Source organism: Shewanella sp. SW24 (assembly GCF_025653395.1).
Classification (GTDB): domain Bacteria; phylum Pseudomonadota; class Gammaproteobacteria; order Enterobacterales; family Shewanellaceae; genus Shewanella; species Shewanella oncorhynchi.
The window spans coordinates 92,519-110,385 of record NZ_JAKKSH010000007.1 but is presented as its reverse complement, the minus strand read 5'-3'; the positions used below and the strand labels follow the sequence as shown (position 1 = coordinate 110,385).

12 protein-coding genes are annotated in these 17,867 nt (G+C 46.0%); 7 read left to right on the top strand and 5 right to left on the bottom strand.

The genetic code is table 11. From position 1 onward, the window contains the following. Positions 1-99: 99 nt before the first annotated feature. On the bottom strand, positions 100-1,644 hold the full coding sequence (locus L5M17_RS07965; RefSeq protein WP_263146505.1) for a DEAD/DEAH box helicase: 1,545 nt from the start codon (positions 1,642-1,644) through the stop codon (positions 100-102). Positions 1,645-2,297: 653 nt separating this feature from the next. Between L5M17_RS07965 and L5M17_RS07960 the strand changes: the two genes are divergently transcribed. Continuing rightward, entirely contained in the window at positions 2,298-3,344 is a 1,047-nt protein-coding gene (locus L5M17_RS07960) for a DUF3626 domain-containing protein (protein ID WP_173496758.1), read from the top strand. Between the two features lie 135 nt (positions 3,345-3,479). Here L5M17_RS07960 and L5M17_RS07955 read toward each other — a convergent pair whose 3' ends face one another. After that, positions 3,480-3,998: a type II secretion system protein gene (locus L5M17_RS07955; RefSeq protein ID WP_173496759.1), complete on the bottom strand. Its 519-nt coding sequence runs from the start codon at positions 3,996-3,998 to the stop codon at positions 3,480-3,482. Between the two features lie 279 nt (positions 3,999-4,277). Here L5M17_RS07955 and cydD point away from each other — a divergent pair, with 279 nt between their 5' ends. The 3 genes from cydD to cyaB all read left to right on the top strand — a co-directional run bounded on the left by cydD (position 4,278) and on the right by cyaB (position 8,654). Next, complete coding sequence (gene cydD, locus L5M17_RS07950) at positions 4,278-6,227, top strand: heme ABC transporter permease/ATP-binding protein CydD (protein WP_263146502.1); 1,950 nt, start codon at positions 4,278-4,280, stop codon at positions 6,225-6,227. Beyond that, complete coding sequence (gene cydC / locus L5M17_RS07945) at positions 6,224-7,975, top strand: heme ABC transporter ATP-binding protein/permease CydC (RefSeq protein WP_263146500.1); 1,752 nt, start codon at positions 6,224-6,226, stop codon at positions 7,973-7,975. The genes cydD and cydC overlap by 4 nt, the downstream gene beginning before the upstream one ends. Positions 7,976-8,066: 91 nt before the next feature. Then, on the top strand, positions 8,067-8,654 hold the full coding sequence (gene cyaB / locus L5M17_RS07940) for a class IV adenylate cyclase (RefSeq protein ID WP_263146496.1): 588 nt from the start codon (positions 8,067-8,069) through the stop codon (positions 8,652-8,654). 311 nt (positions 8,655-8,965) lie between these two features. Here the strand turns inward: cyaB and L5M17_RS07935 are convergent, their stop codons facing one another. Both L5M17_RS07935 and L5M17_RS07930 read right to left on the bottom strand, forming a co-directional pair. After that, positions 8,966-9,142 (bottom strand): helix-turn-helix domain-containing protein, encoded by a 177-nt coding sequence (locus tag L5M17_RS07935; RefSeq protein ID WP_006082937.1) that lies wholly within the window; start codon positions 9,140-9,142, stop codon positions 8,966-8,968. A gap of 93 nt (positions 9,143-9,235) precedes the next feature. Continuing rightward, positions 9,236-9,979 (bottom strand): DUF599 domain-containing protein, encoded by a 744-nt coding sequence (locus tag L5M17_RS07930; protein WP_131524297.1) that lies wholly within the window; start codon positions 9,977-9,979, stop codon positions 9,236-9,238. 348 nt (positions 9,980-10,327) lie between these two features. Here L5M17_RS07930 and L5M17_RS07925 point away from each other — a divergent pair, with 348 nt between their 5' ends. Genes L5M17_RS07925 through L5M17_RS07915 form a run of 3 tightly spaced genes read left to right on the top strand, consistent with a single transcriptional unit; the run spans position 10,328 to position 14,374 of the window. Then, positions 10,328-11,890: an OmpA family protein gene (locus L5M17_RS07925; RefSeq protein WP_263146494.1), complete on the top strand. Its 1,563-nt coding sequence runs from the start codon at positions 10,328-10,330 to the stop codon at positions 11,888-11,890. A gap of 22 nt (positions 11,891-11,912) precedes the next feature. Next, the gene (locus L5M17_RS07920; RefSeq protein WP_263142684.1) at positions 11,913-13,523 is read left to right on the top strand and encodes a hypothetical protein; all 1,611 of its coding nucleotides are present in this window, start codon (positions 11,913-11,915) and stop codon (positions 13,521-13,523) included. 5 nt (positions 13,524-13,528) lie between these two features. Then, positions 13,529-14,374: a hypothetical protein gene (locus L5M17_RS07915; protein WP_263146492.1), complete on the top strand. Its 846-nt coding sequence runs from the start codon at positions 13,529-13,531 to the stop codon at positions 14,372-14,374. 144 nt (positions 14,375-14,518) lie between these two features. Here the strand turns inward: L5M17_RS07915 and putA are convergent, their stop codons facing one another. Further along, positions 14,519-17,713, bottom strand: a complete 3,195-nt coding sequence (gene putA / locus L5M17_RS07910) for a bifunctional proline dehydrogenase/L-glutamate gamma-semialdehyde dehydrogenase PutA (RefSeq protein ID WP_263146490.1) — start codon at positions 17,711-17,713, stop codon at positions 14,519-14,521. Positions 17,714-17,867: the final 154 nt, after the last annotated feature.

Here is a 17,867-nt window from a genome sequence, read left to right as displayed (position 1 = left end):
CTAAGACAAACAAAAACGCCCAATTCCATACGGAGTTGGGCGTTTCTGTTTAGGACTTAATACGGCTAAATCGCTAAGCAAGTTCGCTTAGCTTTTGCATTAATCCTGTGAGTGTCTTGGACGACTCGCACCATTATTTGGGCGACGGGTGTTTTTCTTTGGGCCATTGGCGTAAGGATTCTCACCCGCTTGGCCACGATTCTCGCCAGCACCTGAACGGCTTTCAGTTGGACGACTAGCGCCTGCGCTATTGGCTCGGCCATCGTTTGAACGTGGTGGACGAGGTTTGGCATCACTGCGGGGGGCGCTACTGGCTTCACCGCTGTGTCTTGGATTCTTGTCGTTTGGCTTGTGGCCGCGCGCGACGTCACCGCTGCGTTGACCGTCTTTATGCTCGGCGCTTCTTGGAGCACCATCGCGTGAGCTAGGTTGGTTTGAGCTGCGGGTATTTCTACGGCTTGGTACTGATTTACCGCTACTTTTTCCGCCGCCACCTAAACGTGATTCTGGCAATTCATGGTTAAAGCCTTCAACCATTTCTCGGTCTAATACGCGATTGATCAAACGCTCGATATCGTTCAGCAGTTTGATTTCTTCGTTGCTCACCAGTGACACGGCTTGACCCGATGCGCCAGCGCGGCCAGTACGGCCGATACGATGCACATAATCTTCTGGCACGTTCGGTAAGTCGAAGTTAACCACTTGTGGTAATTGGTCTATATCTAAACCGCGGGCGGCGATATCCGTCGCAACCAGTACGCGAGCTTGACCATTTTTAAAGTCGGCTAAGGCTTTAGTACGGGCGGTTTGGCTCTTATTACCGTGGATAGCGGCGGCTTTGATACCTGCCTCTTCAAGGCTTTTCGCCAGACGGTTAGCGCCATGTTTAGTGCGCGAGAATACCAACACTTGTTGCCAATCGTTTTGCTTGATGAGTTGGATCAAAAGTGCCGATTTTTGGCTCTTATCAACTGGGCAAACCCATTGTTTTACTGTGGTCGCCGCCGCGTTACGTGGCGTGACCGAAATTTCGACTGGATCATTGACTAGGCCTTTTGCCAGCTCACGAATTTCATCGGAGAAGGTGGCTGAGAACATCAGGTTTTGACGTTGCTTAGGTAAAATGGCTAGGATCTTACGGATGTCGCGGATAAAGCCCATGTCGAGCATGCGATCGGCTTCATCTAACACTAAGATCTCAAGCTGGCTGAATTTTACCGCTTTTTGATTATATAGATCCATCAATCGACCCGGCGTCGCGACTAATACGTCGACACCGTGGCGCAATTTCGCGATTTGTGGATTGATAGGCACGCCACCAAATATCACCGCTGAGCGCAGTGGTAAATTCTTACCATAGGTTTCAACACTTTCTGCAACCTGAGCTGCCAATTCGCGTGTCGGAGTTAACACTAATGCGCGCACTTTGCCTGCTTGGGCACGGTTACCTTTACTTAGGAGTTCGAGCATAGGTAGGGTGAAACCTGCTGTTTTACCTGTTCCTGTTTGGGCGGCCGCCATCACATCTTTGCCTTGAAGCACAGCGGGAATTGCTTGAGCTTGGATTGGCGAAGGTGTGTCGTAGCCTTGTTCGGCAACGGCTTTAAGTATCGGGGCCGATAAGCCCAGGGAGGTAAAACTCATAGATTGGTCTCTTGTGGCAACACTGTGCTGCATTTATGGTCAATAGCCAGGTCTGCTGGCGGGCGTGCAGCTTACAGGATCAGGGCTTTAAGTGCCATCTAATAAAGGTTTTTGGGTTGGGTTTCATTCATATTGGCACATAAATCGCTTGTCGGCGGCTTTCACTCGGCCTCGCTTATCTTTTAGGCGCAAGTTTAGATGGCAGAGTTTGAGGTTATGGAAGTTAATTGATTTCAAGGAACAAGATGACTATTAGGCTTATTTCATCATATCAATTGAAGTCATAGGTATTTTTTTATCTAGAGTTAGAATGAGTTAGCGGTAGATCACGCTACAATAATGAGAGTGGTATAAACTAAAGTCGATTGGAGTAGAATTAATCAATGACGCAATTGGTTTAGCTATTTGTTCAGTTCGTGATTGATGTTATTTGCTGAATTTTTAACAATGAACCGAGCGAAAGAATTATTGAGTGTTTTCACAGTCACGTTTAACTGAGTCATTCATGTTTAACCGAGTCATTCATGTTTAACTTAGTTATTTAGATGGAGTGGCTTAAGAGCAGTTCTCTGCATGCTTGCGATTTATCTCACGTTTATTTTAGGATGAGGCATTGTGGGAACGGTTAAACGCCTCTCATTTATAGGTGGATTATGACAGCGATACAGCATATTGAACGCCTTGCACGAGGACGCAGTGAACAAGCCGTCGCTGTGATTAAAAATGTGCAGCAGATGTCAAATATCCCCATGCATGAGATGCAACTCGCGCTTAAACAATTGCTCAACTGTGGCCGAATTGCTCTGCATTTTCATCCCGATAGAATCGATAGCCGTGGTATGACTGTGGCCGAAGGTTTACTGCGCGATGGTCAATACCGCAGCCAGTTTGAGACCCATATTTCTAATGGTCAGTTGTCACCTGAGTTAGGTGGCCCACGGGATCATTGGGAAAATCAGCTTTTTGGGGATGTATACAAGGGCACTAAATCTCGGCCTAAATACGGTGCACTCGATCTGGGGATGTGGCAGGACGGTCCCGCCCCGCGCTTTGGTAGCTGCTATTTTCTGACTCATACGAGTGCGATGGCGCGCTCAACCTTTAGTTATCTCGACTCGTATCGTAATCCGAAAGAGAAGGGCACACTGTCATGTTTCGATGATATTTTAGCGGCGCTGCTGACTGAGAGTTTTGAGCGTCACTATGCCTTAGGCAAATCCGACTTTAAGCCGCTGAATGTGATCCATTATTTGGGGCATCAGCTCAATGCTTCCTTGCTGTCACGTTTCGAGCGGCCGCTATCGAATAATCTTGACCATTATATAGAGGCGCAGATCCATGGCGATGTTTCCCTCGATGAAGATATCGCCATGCTGGTGGCGGATCCCAGTTTTAAGGGTACTGATATTGGCGCAAGCTTAAGTAAAATTTGCGATAAATATGATATTGAGCTGCAATATCATGGTGGCTTTAGCCTGCATACGGCGCAGATCCCCAGTGATTTCCGTGGGCCAACTATGCCATCGCTGGCTAATCGGATTGCCATAGAAGACAGAGTTGATGCCCATGCCATAGGCGTGGCGGCGCGGGATTTATACCATTCCCCCCAGCATTGGCGTGAGCGCGGTAATCGTGCGCAAGTCGCCCATGAACTTAAGTTGCTCTGGCATGTACTAGTGAAATACGGTGGAGTGCAATAAGCGCGAACTCTTTAAAAATGCTTAATTGTAAACGTAAGCATTAACAACAAAATGAGTTTAGGGCGTAAATAAAACAGCGAGATAACATCAGGTTAACTCGCTGTTTTTCTATAGATATTTTATCGTTAAGGTCGCCTAGCAACCAGTGTCGACTTTTTTATAAGTGGGGACGCCCGTTGTCTCCCATTTATAGTCGATATAACAATTTGTCGCTTCGACTTGCGCTTCTGTGGGCGTGGCAAGGTTCAGTTTTTGCTTTGGTGTGGCGATAACTTCATAGGTGCCGTTGGTGGTGTAAATTCGATAGGACCACTCATTCACATTTAGCCCTGCCGCTTTAAAAATTTCTGGCGGAGTCGTGTAAGCCGTACTTGGCGTTATACCGCTGGTGCTGGCAGCCCAAGGCTGATAGTTTTCGCCACGGATTTCGTCGTAAACGACTCTATTCGTGGTGCCGCTGTGAGCAATTTCCGACTTTGATTTGAATAAAGTGACGGCGGATTTCATCGAAGCCAGTGCACCTGAGAGCTGACTCTTATAGGCATCTGATTGTAAATTAATGAATTTAGGTGCAGCTACTACGGCTAATACGCCAAGAATAATAATAACCACAACGAGTTCAATCAGGGTGAAACCAGCATTTTTATTTGGCATAGATAGAGGACATTTAATACAAAGAGCTTCATGCTACCTAAGTTTTTAAAATCAGGCTAGTACTAGGTAAAGTTCCGTTAACTCCTAGATTTATTTATCTTTAGCTCGTTTTTGTGAGTCCGCTAGCAAAAGTCTGTGATAGGGTTTCATCTGTTGTAGATGCCTGCGATACTGCGTCCCTATCGGAACTTTTTAGCTGTTGCAAGCCCCTTAAACTGAGTTGTTATCGATAGTCGATCCCCGCTACGAGTCGCTTAATTGTTTTCTTGTTGGAGCACCATGGATAAGTCGTTAGAAAAATCCCTTCTTGTTTGGCTTAAAGCCCAGAAAAAAGCCTGTGGCCTGTTCCTTAAATTGTCGTTATGGCTTGGGATGATAAGCGCCGTCGCTATGGTGGCGCAGGCTTATATTATCGCGACGATTCTGGATGGCGTGATCATAGGGCAAGTTATACCGCTAACTGACAATGCCCAAACGATCAGTTCCAGCGTGAGTATTGATACCTATATTCCTCATTTTATTGCGTTAATTGCCTTGATGTTACTGCGTGCCTTGCTGGCTTATGGGCGTGAGCGCGCCAGTTTTGAGGCGGGTAAGCGTCTACGTGGCCATATTCGCGCGGCAGTGATGGACAAGTTGACTAAGCTAGGTCCGGCATTTATTAAAGGTAAACCCGCAGGGAGTTGGGCCAGCATAGTCTTAGAGCAAGTCGAAGATTTACAAGATTTTTATGCCAGATATCTCCCACAAATCAGCCTTGCTGGTTTTATTCCCGTACTCATTTTAGCGGCGGTATTCCCGATTAACTGGGCGGCAGGCTTAATCCTGTTACTCACAGCGCCATTAATCCCTATGTTTATGATCTTAGTTGGCATGGGCGCTGCCGATGCTAATCGCAAAAACTTCAGTGCGCTTGCAAGATTGAGCGGCCATTTTATGGATAGATTAAAAGGCTTAAGCACGTTGAAACTTTTTCACCGTGGTGATGCCGAGCTTAAGGTGATCGCGAGTGCTTCAGAAGAGTTTCGTAGCCGCACTATGTCTGTGCTACGCATGGCCTTTTTAAGCTCAGCAGTCTTAGAGTTTTTTGCCGCGGTATCGATTGCAGTATTGGCGGTTTACTTTGGTTTCAGTTATTTAGGCCATTTGGATTTTGGCTATTATGGCGTCCATGCCAATATTAGTTCAAGTACAGATCCTGACATGGGCGGTATTCCTTTCAGCTTATTTACTGGGCTATTTATTCTGATTTTAGCTCCTGAGTTTTATCAACCGCTGCGCGACATGGGGACTCATTACCATGCTAAGGCGCAGGCTATAGGCGCGGCAGAAGCTTTGATTACCTTGCTCGAACATCCGGAACCTGAATTTGCCGGCCACGTCCGTATCAATAGCATAGAGACGCTGAGTGCCGACAATCTTGAGGTGTTCAGTATCGATGGCACGCGTTTACTTGGCCCGCTGAGTTTTGAGTTAAAAGAGGGTGAACGCTTAGCTTTAGTTGGCCCGAGTGGCGCGGGTAAAACCAGTTTACTCAACGCCTTATTGGGATTTTTACCCTACAAGGGCCATTTGTTGATTAATGGCCATGAGTTATCCGCATTAGACTTAGCCCATTGGCGACAGCATTTAGCTTGGCTTGGACAGGAACCGCAGTTATTTCACGGCACAGTGCGGGATAACGTTGCCTTAGCCGACCCCACTCTGCCCGACGATACGCTGTGGCACTTACTGGCTGAGGCCAATATCAGCGACTTTGTTAAGGCGCAGACATTGGGTTTAGATGCCCCAGTCGGTGAGCAATCTTCCGGTTTATCCGTTGGCCAAGCTCAACGTATTGCTTTAGCAAGGGCGCTTGGGCAGCAGGCGAGTTTGTTTGTTCTTGATGAACCCACAGCCAGTTTAGATAGCCAGAGTGAGCAGGCGGTGAGTTCTGCGCTGAATCGCGCCATGGCGGGTAAGATGTGCATTATGGTGACCCACAGATTAGATCAGTTAGATCAAATGGATACTATTCTTGTGCTCGATAAAGGCTTGATAGTGCAGCGGGGCGACTTTACCACTTTGTCTAACACAAACGGCTTATTCCAAACCTTACTGCGCGAGAATATTGAGTCCGTGGCGGATATTGAACTTGTACCGTTATTGGCAAGCGCCAGTGAGACGCAGCTTGATAGTGACGCTCCACTCGACAGTGCAGCCGAGTCTACTAAAGGAGATGCCCAATGAAAGTGCTGATCCCCTTTATTCGATTGTTCTCGCGTCAATGGCTGATGATGTCCGTGGGCTTGCTGCTGACCATTATTACTTTGATGGCGGGCATAGGTTTACTGTCACTTTCGGGCTGGTTTCTTTCCGCTACCGCGGTCGCGGGTTTGACAATAGTTACGGCGCAGTCCTTTAACTTTTTCACTCCTGCGGGCGGGGTGCGTTTCTTATCAATTGCCCGTACTGCCAGTCGTTATGGCGAGCGTTTAGCGACCCATGAGGCGACCTTTAAGTTGCTGACTGAGCTTCGCGTTTGGGCGTGGCAAAAACTCTTGCCGCTAAGTGCTAAAAATCTGCAGGGGCTACGCCGTGGCGACATGCTCAATCGCTTAGTGGCCGATATCGATACCCTAGATCATCTTTACCTGCGACTGCTCACGCCTATGGCAGCATCCCTTCTGATGACGGGGCTCTTGTATCTGTTTCTTGCTTGGTTCGATGCCAAACTTGCACTGAGTCTTTGCTTATTCTTAGTCGCTGTTTGGCTGGTGATGCCACTGCTATTTTATCGCCTTGGACACGCGCCAAGCCGAACTATGCTCGAGACCAAGCGTCATTATCGGGTGCAGTTGTTGGATATGTTGCAAGGCCAAGCCGAACTTAGCCTATTTGGCGCGAACGACAGATTCAGGCAGAAACTGAATGATGCAGAAATTGCACTTTTTCGCAGCCAAAGCGCGATGGCCAATATCACTGCTCTCAGCCAAGCCATGTTGATCCTCTCCACGGGCTCAGCCTTGATCATGATGCTTTATTTAGCCGCTCAAGGTGTGGGTGATGCCGTGCCGCCGGGCCCCATGTTTGCACTTATGGTGTTTGCGACTATGGCCTGCGTCGAGATGATGATGCCGATCGCGGGCGCGTTTCAGCATTTGTCAGGTTGCGTATTGGCCGCAACGCGAATTAATGAAATCACCGAACAAAAGGCCGATATTCAATTTGCTGTCGATACAGGCCTTAAGGCAAAGTCTGGCGCCTTACAGATTGAAGATATCCACTTTGGTTATCGAGACGATCAACACGTGCTGCAAGGCTTGTCCCTTGAGATAAATGCGGGACAAAAAGTCGCGTTACTTGGACCAACGGGTTGCGGTAAGTCGAGTTTACTGGCGCTGATTACCCGCGAATGGCAAGCGCAGCAAGGGCACATCAAGCTCGATAGTCTTCCTCTTTCAGATTACAGCGAGCGCGGCCTTAGGGATGCGATAACTGTGATTAGCCAACGCATCTATTTGTTTGCGGGCACCTTGCGGGAAAATTTAGTATTAGCGCTACCTGTTATCGAAGGTGAGAAACGCACGGCCCACGACGCGCGCTTGATTGATGTGTTACAGCGGGTTGGACTTGGCGCTTTACTCACGGGTGATAAACCGCTGGATATGTGGATTGGTGAAGGTGGACGTCAGCTTTCGGGCGGGGAGCAGCGCCGGATTGGTGTTGCAAGAGCGCTGCTGCGTGATGCGCCGCTGCTATTGCTCGATGAACCGACTGAAGGGTTAGATAAACGTACCGAGAGAGAAATTTTAAGTTTACTATTTGAGTTTGCTCAGGATAAAACCTTGCTGATGATTAGCCATCGTTTAACGGCTATGGCGAAGATGGATCAAATTCATTTACTCGGTCAGGGGAGGATTATTGCGTCTGGTACTCACCAGAGCTTAATTGAAGACAGTGCAGAGTATCAGGCCTTGTACCAAAGACTCGCTTAAGGTTTTGGATTTAATCTTTTAGAATTAAGACGTTGGCGCTCAATATTATAAATAGCGATATATTTTACCCATTAAAAGCGGATATGAATCTATGAACCCTGCGATGCCAGAAGCATTAGCCCCACAAATTAATGCTCATTTTAATGGTAAGTTTGAGGTCGAGCTTAAATATCGTTTATTGGATCGCCACGCTTTTTTCGCTGCCTTACAAATGAGAAATCCCGAGGTCATGCTCGAAGATAACCTTGAGCATGACTGTTACTTTGATCTGCCATCACAATCACTTAAAGGTGAGCACAAGAGCTTGTGTATCCGTGAGATGCAGCCATCGGGGATAATGCTGTGGATAGTGAAAGGGCCAGAAAAAGACCGCTGTGAAGCCGTGAATATCACTGAAGCAACAAAAGCAAAAAGAATGCTGCAGACCTTAGGTTATGAGTGCGTACTAGAAATTAAAAAGCGCCGCAGTATCTATTTTCTCGGTGAATTTCATCTAACAATTGATCATATCGAAGGTTTAGGGAATTTTGCTGAACTCGCGATTATGACAAATGATGAAACCCTGTTGCCTAAGTATGAAGTTCAATTGCAACAACTCGCTGCTGACTTAGGCCTAAGTGAAGTGCAGCGAGAGTGGTTATCCTATCGGCAGTTGCAGCAGGCTTTAAATAATAAGTAATGGTTCAATCTTTTGGATTAACAGCTTGAGGCTTAATAGCTTAAAGTTCCATAGTTTAAGTTTTATGGTTTGCACTGCTAAATTCGGCTAATCAATCCACTGCAACAAACCGCTATGGCTCAGTTCAAATCCCTTTGAGCTTCACTGTCCATATCGCATTCACTGTCTGTTTGAACTCGCTATCAACGACTTAAACTTAAGCAGTGTACTTAAATTCGAGTATCACATTTCAATTCAAGCCACCTTCACAAACTCAAACGGCTTAAATACTGATGACTCAGTTTTATTTGCCGTGAGTTACTTGATGCGTTTTAGCCTAAGCGTTGTGAAAAGGCGAGGTAGCGTTTAACTTCCGCTTCAGGGAATTTTAATTCGTCACCATCTTGAACACTTGAGAGTAAATTCTCCCGAGCGAAGCGTTTAATGGTCGCTGGTGTTTTATCTAGCATTTTGCACACTTCATCTAAGGTTAATAAGTTATCGCTCATGGCACTCTCCCAGTAATTCAATAGAAACATAACCCAAAGAGTATAGAACAATAATTCCAATCAAGATGACGCCAGCGGCCTAAACTGCCAAGGCTATGATTCTATTTTATGGTTGCGGGCGGTTTCCCGCACTTGGCTCTCTATTTGGAGATGGCCTTTTGCTGCCGTGATCGCCAGAACGGCACGGGACTTGAATTCGCGGCGATATAAGGTTGCGACCACAAATAAGCTGGCCGAGATAAAGAGTATCGGGTGTACAAACCAGCACAATACCGCCATTGAAAAGTAATAGGCGCGTAAACCATAGTTATAGGAGTGTGCCGCTTGATCTTGCACTGTCGCCATTTGTCTTGCATAGGCTTTGAGATTGTCATTTGAGCCATCGGTGTCCAGAGGACCCGCGCCTATCATCACGTTCACAAAGCCGTATTGACGCATTGACCAAGTAAACTGGAAGAAGGCCATCACAAAAATGCCGACTAGCAGAGCTAACTTGACTTGCACCAGCGCATGATTCGGTGGCGTAGCGAAGGGAATCGTCGCAATAACACTTTCTAGTCGTTCAACTTGCGCAAATAAGGTCAGTACACCCGCAAGCACAAACAGCGTGGTCGAGGCAAAAAAGGCAATATTGCGTTCTAAGTTGGCCAGTAGTGCCGCATCACCCACGCGCACACCGCGGGTCATCACCTCAAGCATCCAGTAAATTCTATGCTTATGCAGACCACGGGCAATACAGTCTGTATCTCTCGCCTTGCTACGGGCAAAGGCGGTGTAGCCAGCCCAAGAAACGATAAACCACACCAATGCAGAAATATCTAACAACGAAAATGTCATAGCCACCTTAGTAAAATGTAATATGGGGAGAAAGAGAGAGATTAGTCATGTGCAGATTATGAGGTCTATGAAAGATTTGGTGCAACTGAGAAACGATTCCCAGTAATGATTTTTTTGCATAGTGATTGTGATTTCACATTAGGATAAAACTGTTTTATGACAACTCCTGTGTCAGTCGCTTAAATATCTTCGATATAAAGTTGCTCACAAATTTCAGCCTTAATTAATATTTTGGTTACATCAGTATCAACTTTAGATTGACTTTTTAGGGCTAATTCCTTCTAATCCTTAACTTAATTTATTGCATCTAAAATTCAATTTTGAATTTTTAAAAAGTTAGGGATGACTATGAAGTCAAATTTGAAATCCATATCGCTCGCAGTTGCTGGCGTATTAGCGCTTAGCAGTTGTGCCATCACTCAATCTGTTGAAGATAATAAAGAAACTGTTATTGGTTGTGCTATTGGTACTGGTTTAGGTGTACTGATTGGGAATTATTTAGGTGGCAATGAAGGTATGCTTTATGGCGGTGCCGCTGGTGCTGCGATTGGTTGTACCGTTGGTTATGATTTTCAGCAAAAACGCGAAGCATTAGAACAGTTAGCGAAAACAGAAAATCTTGATATTCAATTTACTTCAATCAGCGCTTCAAAAGCATCAGATGAACAACAAAGTAGCTTACTGATCAGTTCAACCGAACAAACCATGTCGAAGGAAGATTCAGAAAAGTACGCTAATTATCAAGTTGTGGGTATGGCTGCGACAGTTTCGAGTAATAGTGAAGTGATGTTTGCTTCTGGAGCTTCAGAGGCGACGCCACAAGCTAAACAAAAATTTCAAAAACTCGCCGCTATCTATAAAGACTCTAAACAAAACATTTTGATTACAGGTCATACAGATGCCAGTGGTGCTGAATCGTTAAATCAAGAGCTTAGCGAAGCGAGAGCGCGTTATGTGGCAACCCTCTTTAATCAAGCTGGCATTCCGACTGAGCGATTATTCTTCCAAGGTGCAGGGGAGTCACAGCCTGTTGCAGCTAATAGTGATGACGCTGGCAAAGCAAAAAATCGTCGAGTAGAAATTATTGAAATTGACGGTAAACCGGATCAATTACTGGCTTATTCATACAAACAGAAGGCAAATTTGAGTTATTTATCCCGCCGATCGCAGGATAAAGTGGCAGCAGCCAAGCCTACTAATCAAGTGGAAAAGCAGCCTACAACTCAGCCAACTAAACCGAGCACTTCTCGCCTTGAACCAGCTCAAATACAAATGACGGAGTCGGAAATCGTCAAGTTACTTGAGCCAGTGAAACTGCAAAAAGCCTTGGTAGATTTTGGTGGTAAGAAAATGCTCGACCCATCGACAAACTTTACCCAGTTAGTGGGTGCTAAAAAAGAGAGCGGTTTTGCATTATTTAGCAAGGCGTATGCATCTGAAGTCTCTAGCCTAAATTGCGCCGTTGAGGGACCGAGAGTCACGGGGGACGTGAAGAGTTTAGCCACAGGTGAGAGCTATAATCGTAAGGATTACAACACAGCAGATTATTTACCGGGTATGAATGGTACTGCTTGGGGTTATAAAGTGAATGGCCATTATATTGGTTTGACCCCTGTTGCTGTGATTAAGGACAGTGGCACTGCTGTTTCTGCGCCTAAAGTGAATATTTGGAAGAATTACAAAGGTTCAAGTAAAGATGATCCAAATTATCAGCTTACGAGCCATGTAGAGACTTATTATGGTGATAAAGGCTTGTTATATCGTGTTTTTACAACGGAAAAAGACTCTCCTGTGCGCTGTATAGATGTGGTGATGCCAATCGATCGTTCAGCGACCGCGATTGCTGGCAAGTTGTACTACGAGAAGAATAAAACGGTTTATGAAGCCGATTTTGAACCCAAATTGTTATAAGCAATGTGCTTAGGAGCGGTAAATGGATTTTGTGTCTATGTTATTTAATGAGTATCGCACGTTAGTGTCGCTGTTACTTTCGTTGATGGTATTAGTGGTCATTATTACGGTTTGGTGGGATAAGGTCAGTTTCTGGTGGCTTAATACATGGTATGCCTTTCCGGTAATCGGTAAGGAGAGTCGCTTAGCGAAAGATTATGAAACCCAAGTTAAGATTTACGATAAGGATTGGTTGAATACTGAAGTCGCACTGTGTACTGATTTTGCCGCTCATTATGAGAAAGTGAATAAGGACGAGGAGCTTTTCAGTAAAAGCCAAGACTATTTAGGTAAAGTGACAGAAAATGGTCGTAACAACTTACATATTTTGGGGTGGATATTGATTGCCGCTTTAGTGTTTGTTGAAGCAATGGGATTTAGTTACGTTCTTTCAGGTTTCACGATTCCCGGAGCATCGGAAAAACTACAGCAGCAAGGTGCTGTGGGTATCGCCTTCATAATCTCGGTTTTACTGGTAGGTTTAACTCACTTTACTGGACATGAGCTGCATGCTAACTCGCTCATTAAAAAGGCCAAGGTCTGGTGGAAGAATGCTAAAAACCGCGACAAATCGACGCCAGAACTGGCACCTAATACTCGCATTAATTTAGATAAAACCTTTGAGGATGATAATGAGCCTCAATATAAGCAACTCATTAATCGGATCTCTACTAACGCAGAGGTTAAGCCCCGTTATTTCATCACCACGGTTACTGCTATTGCGATCCTAGTTATTGCAGTATTGGCAACCTATGTGCGTGGTCAAGTGCTTGAAAAAATGCACATTGATGAAGTCAATATTCAGCAAACGAGTGGATTGTATCAAGAACAAGACCCCTATGCTGAAGCACCTCCAGCACTCTTACTGGATGAGTCTAAAAGTGCAGGTGATAAAGCAAAGGATGACGTGTGGGATCGTGAACAGAAAGGCGGTTGGGGAACTTTTATTTTTCTTGCTTTCTTATTCATCCTATTACAGATTTTCGGTATTTTAATTGGTTTTAAAACCGGATTTGCTGGCAAACATTCTAAAGATGCGCGTAAAGAAATTGGCAACTTTAAAAGTGAGCGTGAGTTTAAGACGCATTATTCTCGTTTAAAGCAGCAAGTTGCGCGTGTAGCCCAGAAGCGCCTAACTAACTTGCAGCAAAGAATGAATCAAAAAGCCGAAACTAATTGCCAAGATCCTAAGGTGCTAGAGGTGTTAGAGGCCTGTGGTGAGCGTTCATTCCTGACGTATATGGAAGATTTAGGTAATGCCGAAAATCGATATGATCAATCGGTACGTTTACGTGAGCATCAAACATTAGCCAGCCATCAGGCGATGAAAAGTGCCGCTGTGGTGGCAACGTCTCATATTGTTGAGGTAGAAACTTCCGAAGCACCAGAGGCGATGGAAGCAAGATTGAAAGCCGAGCTTGTTGCTGAAGCGAATGCTAAAAAAGCTGCAGAGGCCGAAACGCCAGAACAAGCTGAACAACGTATTCGACAAGAGCTGCTTGCTGAAATAACTCAGCAAAAAAAGGTTGTTGAAACGGAAGAACAGATGCGCGATCGTTTACGCAAAGAGATACTTGGAGAGTTAAGTTCATGACAGGAATGACAAAGCTTGCTAAGTTGGTGGTTACTGGCTTGTTTGGCACTTTAGCTATTTCTATGTGTTTGCCTGCGATGGCCGCTGAGAGAAATGATATTAAAAGTTGCTACGAGTTTGCCAAAATTGATCCACTAACGGCAAAGACAGTTTCTGGCCGACATTTGTTTGTGGCGATCGATGGTACTTTTTCTCCGGACATAAATATTAAACAGTTAGTTCATGAGAAAGTGCATCTCTTCCTACAAGCTGGGGATAAAATTACTATCATTAGCTTTAGTGCTTATGTAAAAGATTTTTATACCGATGTTTTGTTTAGTGGCAGGCTGGATACTGATATTGCTGACAGGGATGACGTATCGAAGAAAAATCTAATGGCTTTTGATAATTGCATGAACAAGCAAGCTCAGTTCGTTAGAAGTAAAATTGATGCCCATATAAAACATGCTTTTAAACCTAATTATGTGGATTTGCCCAAAACTGAAATCCTCAGTAATTTATCTCAGGTTATTGCGCCGCAAGTGGCTGCCGATACCGAAGGACGCCGAGTATTGTTACTTGTGTCCGATATGGTTGAAAATTCAGATGTGACCAGCTTTTACAGTAAAAACACCTTAAAAGTTATCGAACCTGAGCAAGAAATGCTAAAAATACAAAAAGCGAATATGCTGAGTGATTTTAAGCAGGCAGATATTTACGTATTAGGTGCGGGTTGGGTTCCTGCTACATCAAAAGGATTTAGAGGCGGTCAAGTAATGTTGCCGTTGAAACAGTTTTGGCAACAGTATTTTGAGTCCTCCCATGCTGAACTTAAAGGTTTTGGCCAACCCGTATTAATGACGGATATGTAATGACTGAGATTTTAATTAAATTGTTACGTCATAGATAAGTACCGTTTTAGACTCTAATAAAAAAGCCAGACTCAGTCTGGCTTTTTTATTGTTATCGCGATGGCTAAAGATGCATAGCGATATTCTAAAGCAAGTTCAGTGTGCTTATTCTTCGCTATCACCCAGTGACAGTAACGTGGCGTTACCACCTATGGCGGTGATGTTGTTGGTGCGGGTCTTTTCAGTCACAAAACGGGTTAAGTAGTGTGGGCCACCGGCTTTAGGACCTGTGCCTGACAGGCCTTGACCACCGAAAGGCTGTACACCCACCACAGCGCCGATTTGGTTACGGTTAATGTAGACGTTACCCACATTCACTTTGTCGGCAACTTCAAGGGCATGGCCTTCGTTACGGCTGTGGATACCTAAGGTTAAGCCAAAGCCTGTGCTGTTGATCTCGTTGATCACTTGGCTCAGTTCGGCTGCCTTGTAGCGGATCACGTGCAGGATTGGGCCAAAGTGTTCTTTTTCGAGCACTTTGATTGAGTCGATTTCCACTGCTGTTGGCGACACGAAGTGACCGTTCTCAGTGCCAGCAGGCAGCGGCATTTGCTTGATAAGCTTACCGACTTGCTTGATATGATCGATATGCGCATCTAAGTTGGCTTTGGCGGTGGCGTCAATCACTGGGCCTACGTCGGTTTTGATTGAACTTGGGTTTCCAATCACCAATTCATCCATGGCGCCTTGCAGGACTTCGATCACGCGATCGGCGATGTCTTCTTGGAGGAATAGCACGCGCAGTGCGGAGCAGCGTTGGCCCGCGCTGGTGAATGATGATGAAACCACATCGTTAACCACTTGCTCGGGTTGAGAGGTTGAGTCCACTACCATGGCATTCTGACCGCCCGTTTCGGCGATTAATGGAATAATCGCGCCTTCGCGGTTGGCGAGTGTGCGGTTAATCAGTTTTGCTGTGCCAGTAGAACCGGTAAAGCACACGCCACCGATACGTTCATCGGCCGTAATTGCGCTACCGACAGTTGCACCAGTACCTGGTAAGAATTGCAGCACCTCGACAGGAATACCCGCTTGATGAGCGAGTTGCACCGCACGGTAACCAATAATCGAGGTTTGTTCCGCGGGTTTTGCGATGACTGTATTACCCGCCGCTAATGCCGCAGACACTTGACCGAGGAAGATGGCCAATGGGAAGTTCCATGGGCTGATACACACGAATACACCGCGGCCTTGGAGGAACAGTTCGTTCAGTTCACCCGTTGGGCCTGGAAGCAGTTCAGGTTTTGCCATCATCTTCTTGGCTTGTACTGCGTAGTAACGACAGAAATCAACGGCTTCACGTACTTCGTCGATACCGTCTTGAATGCTCTTGCCCGCTTCTCGGGTGCACAGGGCGATCAATTCTTCGCGGTTTTCTTCTAATAAATCGGCCAATTTTTGCAGTGCAGAGGCACGGGTTTCCACTGGTGTGCGTGCCCAAGAGGTAAATGCTGCTTCAGCAGACGCGACGGCTGCTTCGATTGCAGCTTTGTCGGCGAAGGCGACTTGACCTACGGTTTGGGTAGTGTCGTATGGGCTAACAACAGTTTTATGTTCGCCAGTTAAGGTTTTACCGTTAACCAGAGGGCCCGCTTGCCATTGGGTATTTTTAAACTGTTCTAGTGCCGCGAAAAATGGCTCAGATTCGGAAATGATGTTCATATTGAGTCCCTTGGAATTTTTGCGTTCGCTACCGAAAATATCGGCAGGTAAAACGATTCTGTTGTTAGCCAGGGTTTTATAGCCCGTCAGCGTTGTTAGCGGATGCACCACTAATGACTCGATGGGGGTTTTAGGATCCACCAGTTTGTGGACGAACGAAGTATTCGCGCCGTTTTCCAGCAGACGACGGACTAAATAGGGCAGTAGATCTTTATGCGCACCGATAGGCGCATAAATACGTACCGCTTTAGCACCGGCTTCAGCCAAAATCGTGTCGTACAGCTCTTGTCCCATGCCGTGTAAGCGTTGGAACTCATGGTTACGATCGCCCGCCATATCGGAAATTGCCGCCACCGTTTGCGCATTGTGGCTAGCAAATTGTGGGTAGATAGCACCGCGAGTCGCATCCGATAACAAGTAACGGGCGCAGGCGAGGTAAGAAACGTCAGTACCGGCTTTGCGAGTGTAGAGTGGATAAGCGGCTTCGCCAGCTTGTTGCGCCCACTTAAGTTCGCTATCCCAATAGGCACCTTTTACCAGACGCACTGGGATTTCATCCCCTTGATTTTTTGCCAGACGCGTTAACCAAACCAGTACGGGCAGGGCACGCTTAGAGTAGGCTTGTACTACTATGCCGAGTAATCCCCAGCCTTTAGTTGCTTCAGAATTAAACAGTTTTTGGAACAGTTTTAGTGATAACTCGAGGCGATCGACTTCTTCGGCATCGATAGATATACCGATATTTAAGCCACGTGCCAGCTTAATCAGGCGAATCACTGTGTCGTACAGTTCAGTCAAGACGCGGTCTTCATTGGCCACTTCGTAACGTGGGTGCAATGCCGACAGCTTGATGGAGATTGTTGGCCGCGGTGATTCATTTTCGTTATAGCTTTGAGCACCGAGCTCAGTGATCGCATTGGCGTAATCGGTATAGTATTTCTCGGCATCTTTGCGAGTTAACGCCGCTTCGCCCAGCATGTCGTAGGAATGGGTATAACCTAACTTACGTTTATCTTCGCTGTTTTTTAGGGCTTCTTTCATGTTGCGGCCCAGTACGAACTGCTTACCCATGATCTTCATCGCTGCCATCATGGCTTGACGGATCACGGGTTCACCGAGGCGATTCACTAAGCGGCTCAGCAAGTTGCTTGGAGTACCATCGAGTTTTTTATCGAGTTTAACGATTTTACCTGTGAGCATTAAGCCCCAGGTCGATGCGTTAACCAGTACTGAGTCACTCTTGCTCATGTGCTCATCCCACTTAGCGCCTGAAAGCTTATCTTCAATCAGCGCATCGGCAGTGGCCGCATCGGGAATTCGCAGTAAAGCTTCGGCTAAACACATCAGGATAATGCCTTCCTGTGTTTCTAAGCTGTACTGTTGCAGGAAGGCATCTATGCCGACCATCAAGCCTTTTTTATCGAATTGACGAACCTTATTGACCAGTTCGTGGGCACGACGAGTGACGCGCTCTATGGCTTCATCACTGGAGGGCACTAGTTTGATCAGCTCTGACAAGTATTGTTCTTCATCGACAATGTAGTTGTCGCTGACTGCTTTGAACAGTTCGTCGAGATTGGCAGAATCGTAGCGGCCTGCCAGCACTTCACTCGCTTTGAACATAGTTATCGCTTCCATCTTGGCCGTTATTGGGGCGCTATTGTTGAAACAAATTGGGAGGCGCCAAACGCATTTGATATTTTGTATACAATATGAAGGTTTGCGCGCGCAGATTATACAACCAAAATGTGACGGACAACACTATAGCGTGAAAGATTGTGAAGCTTGTTTG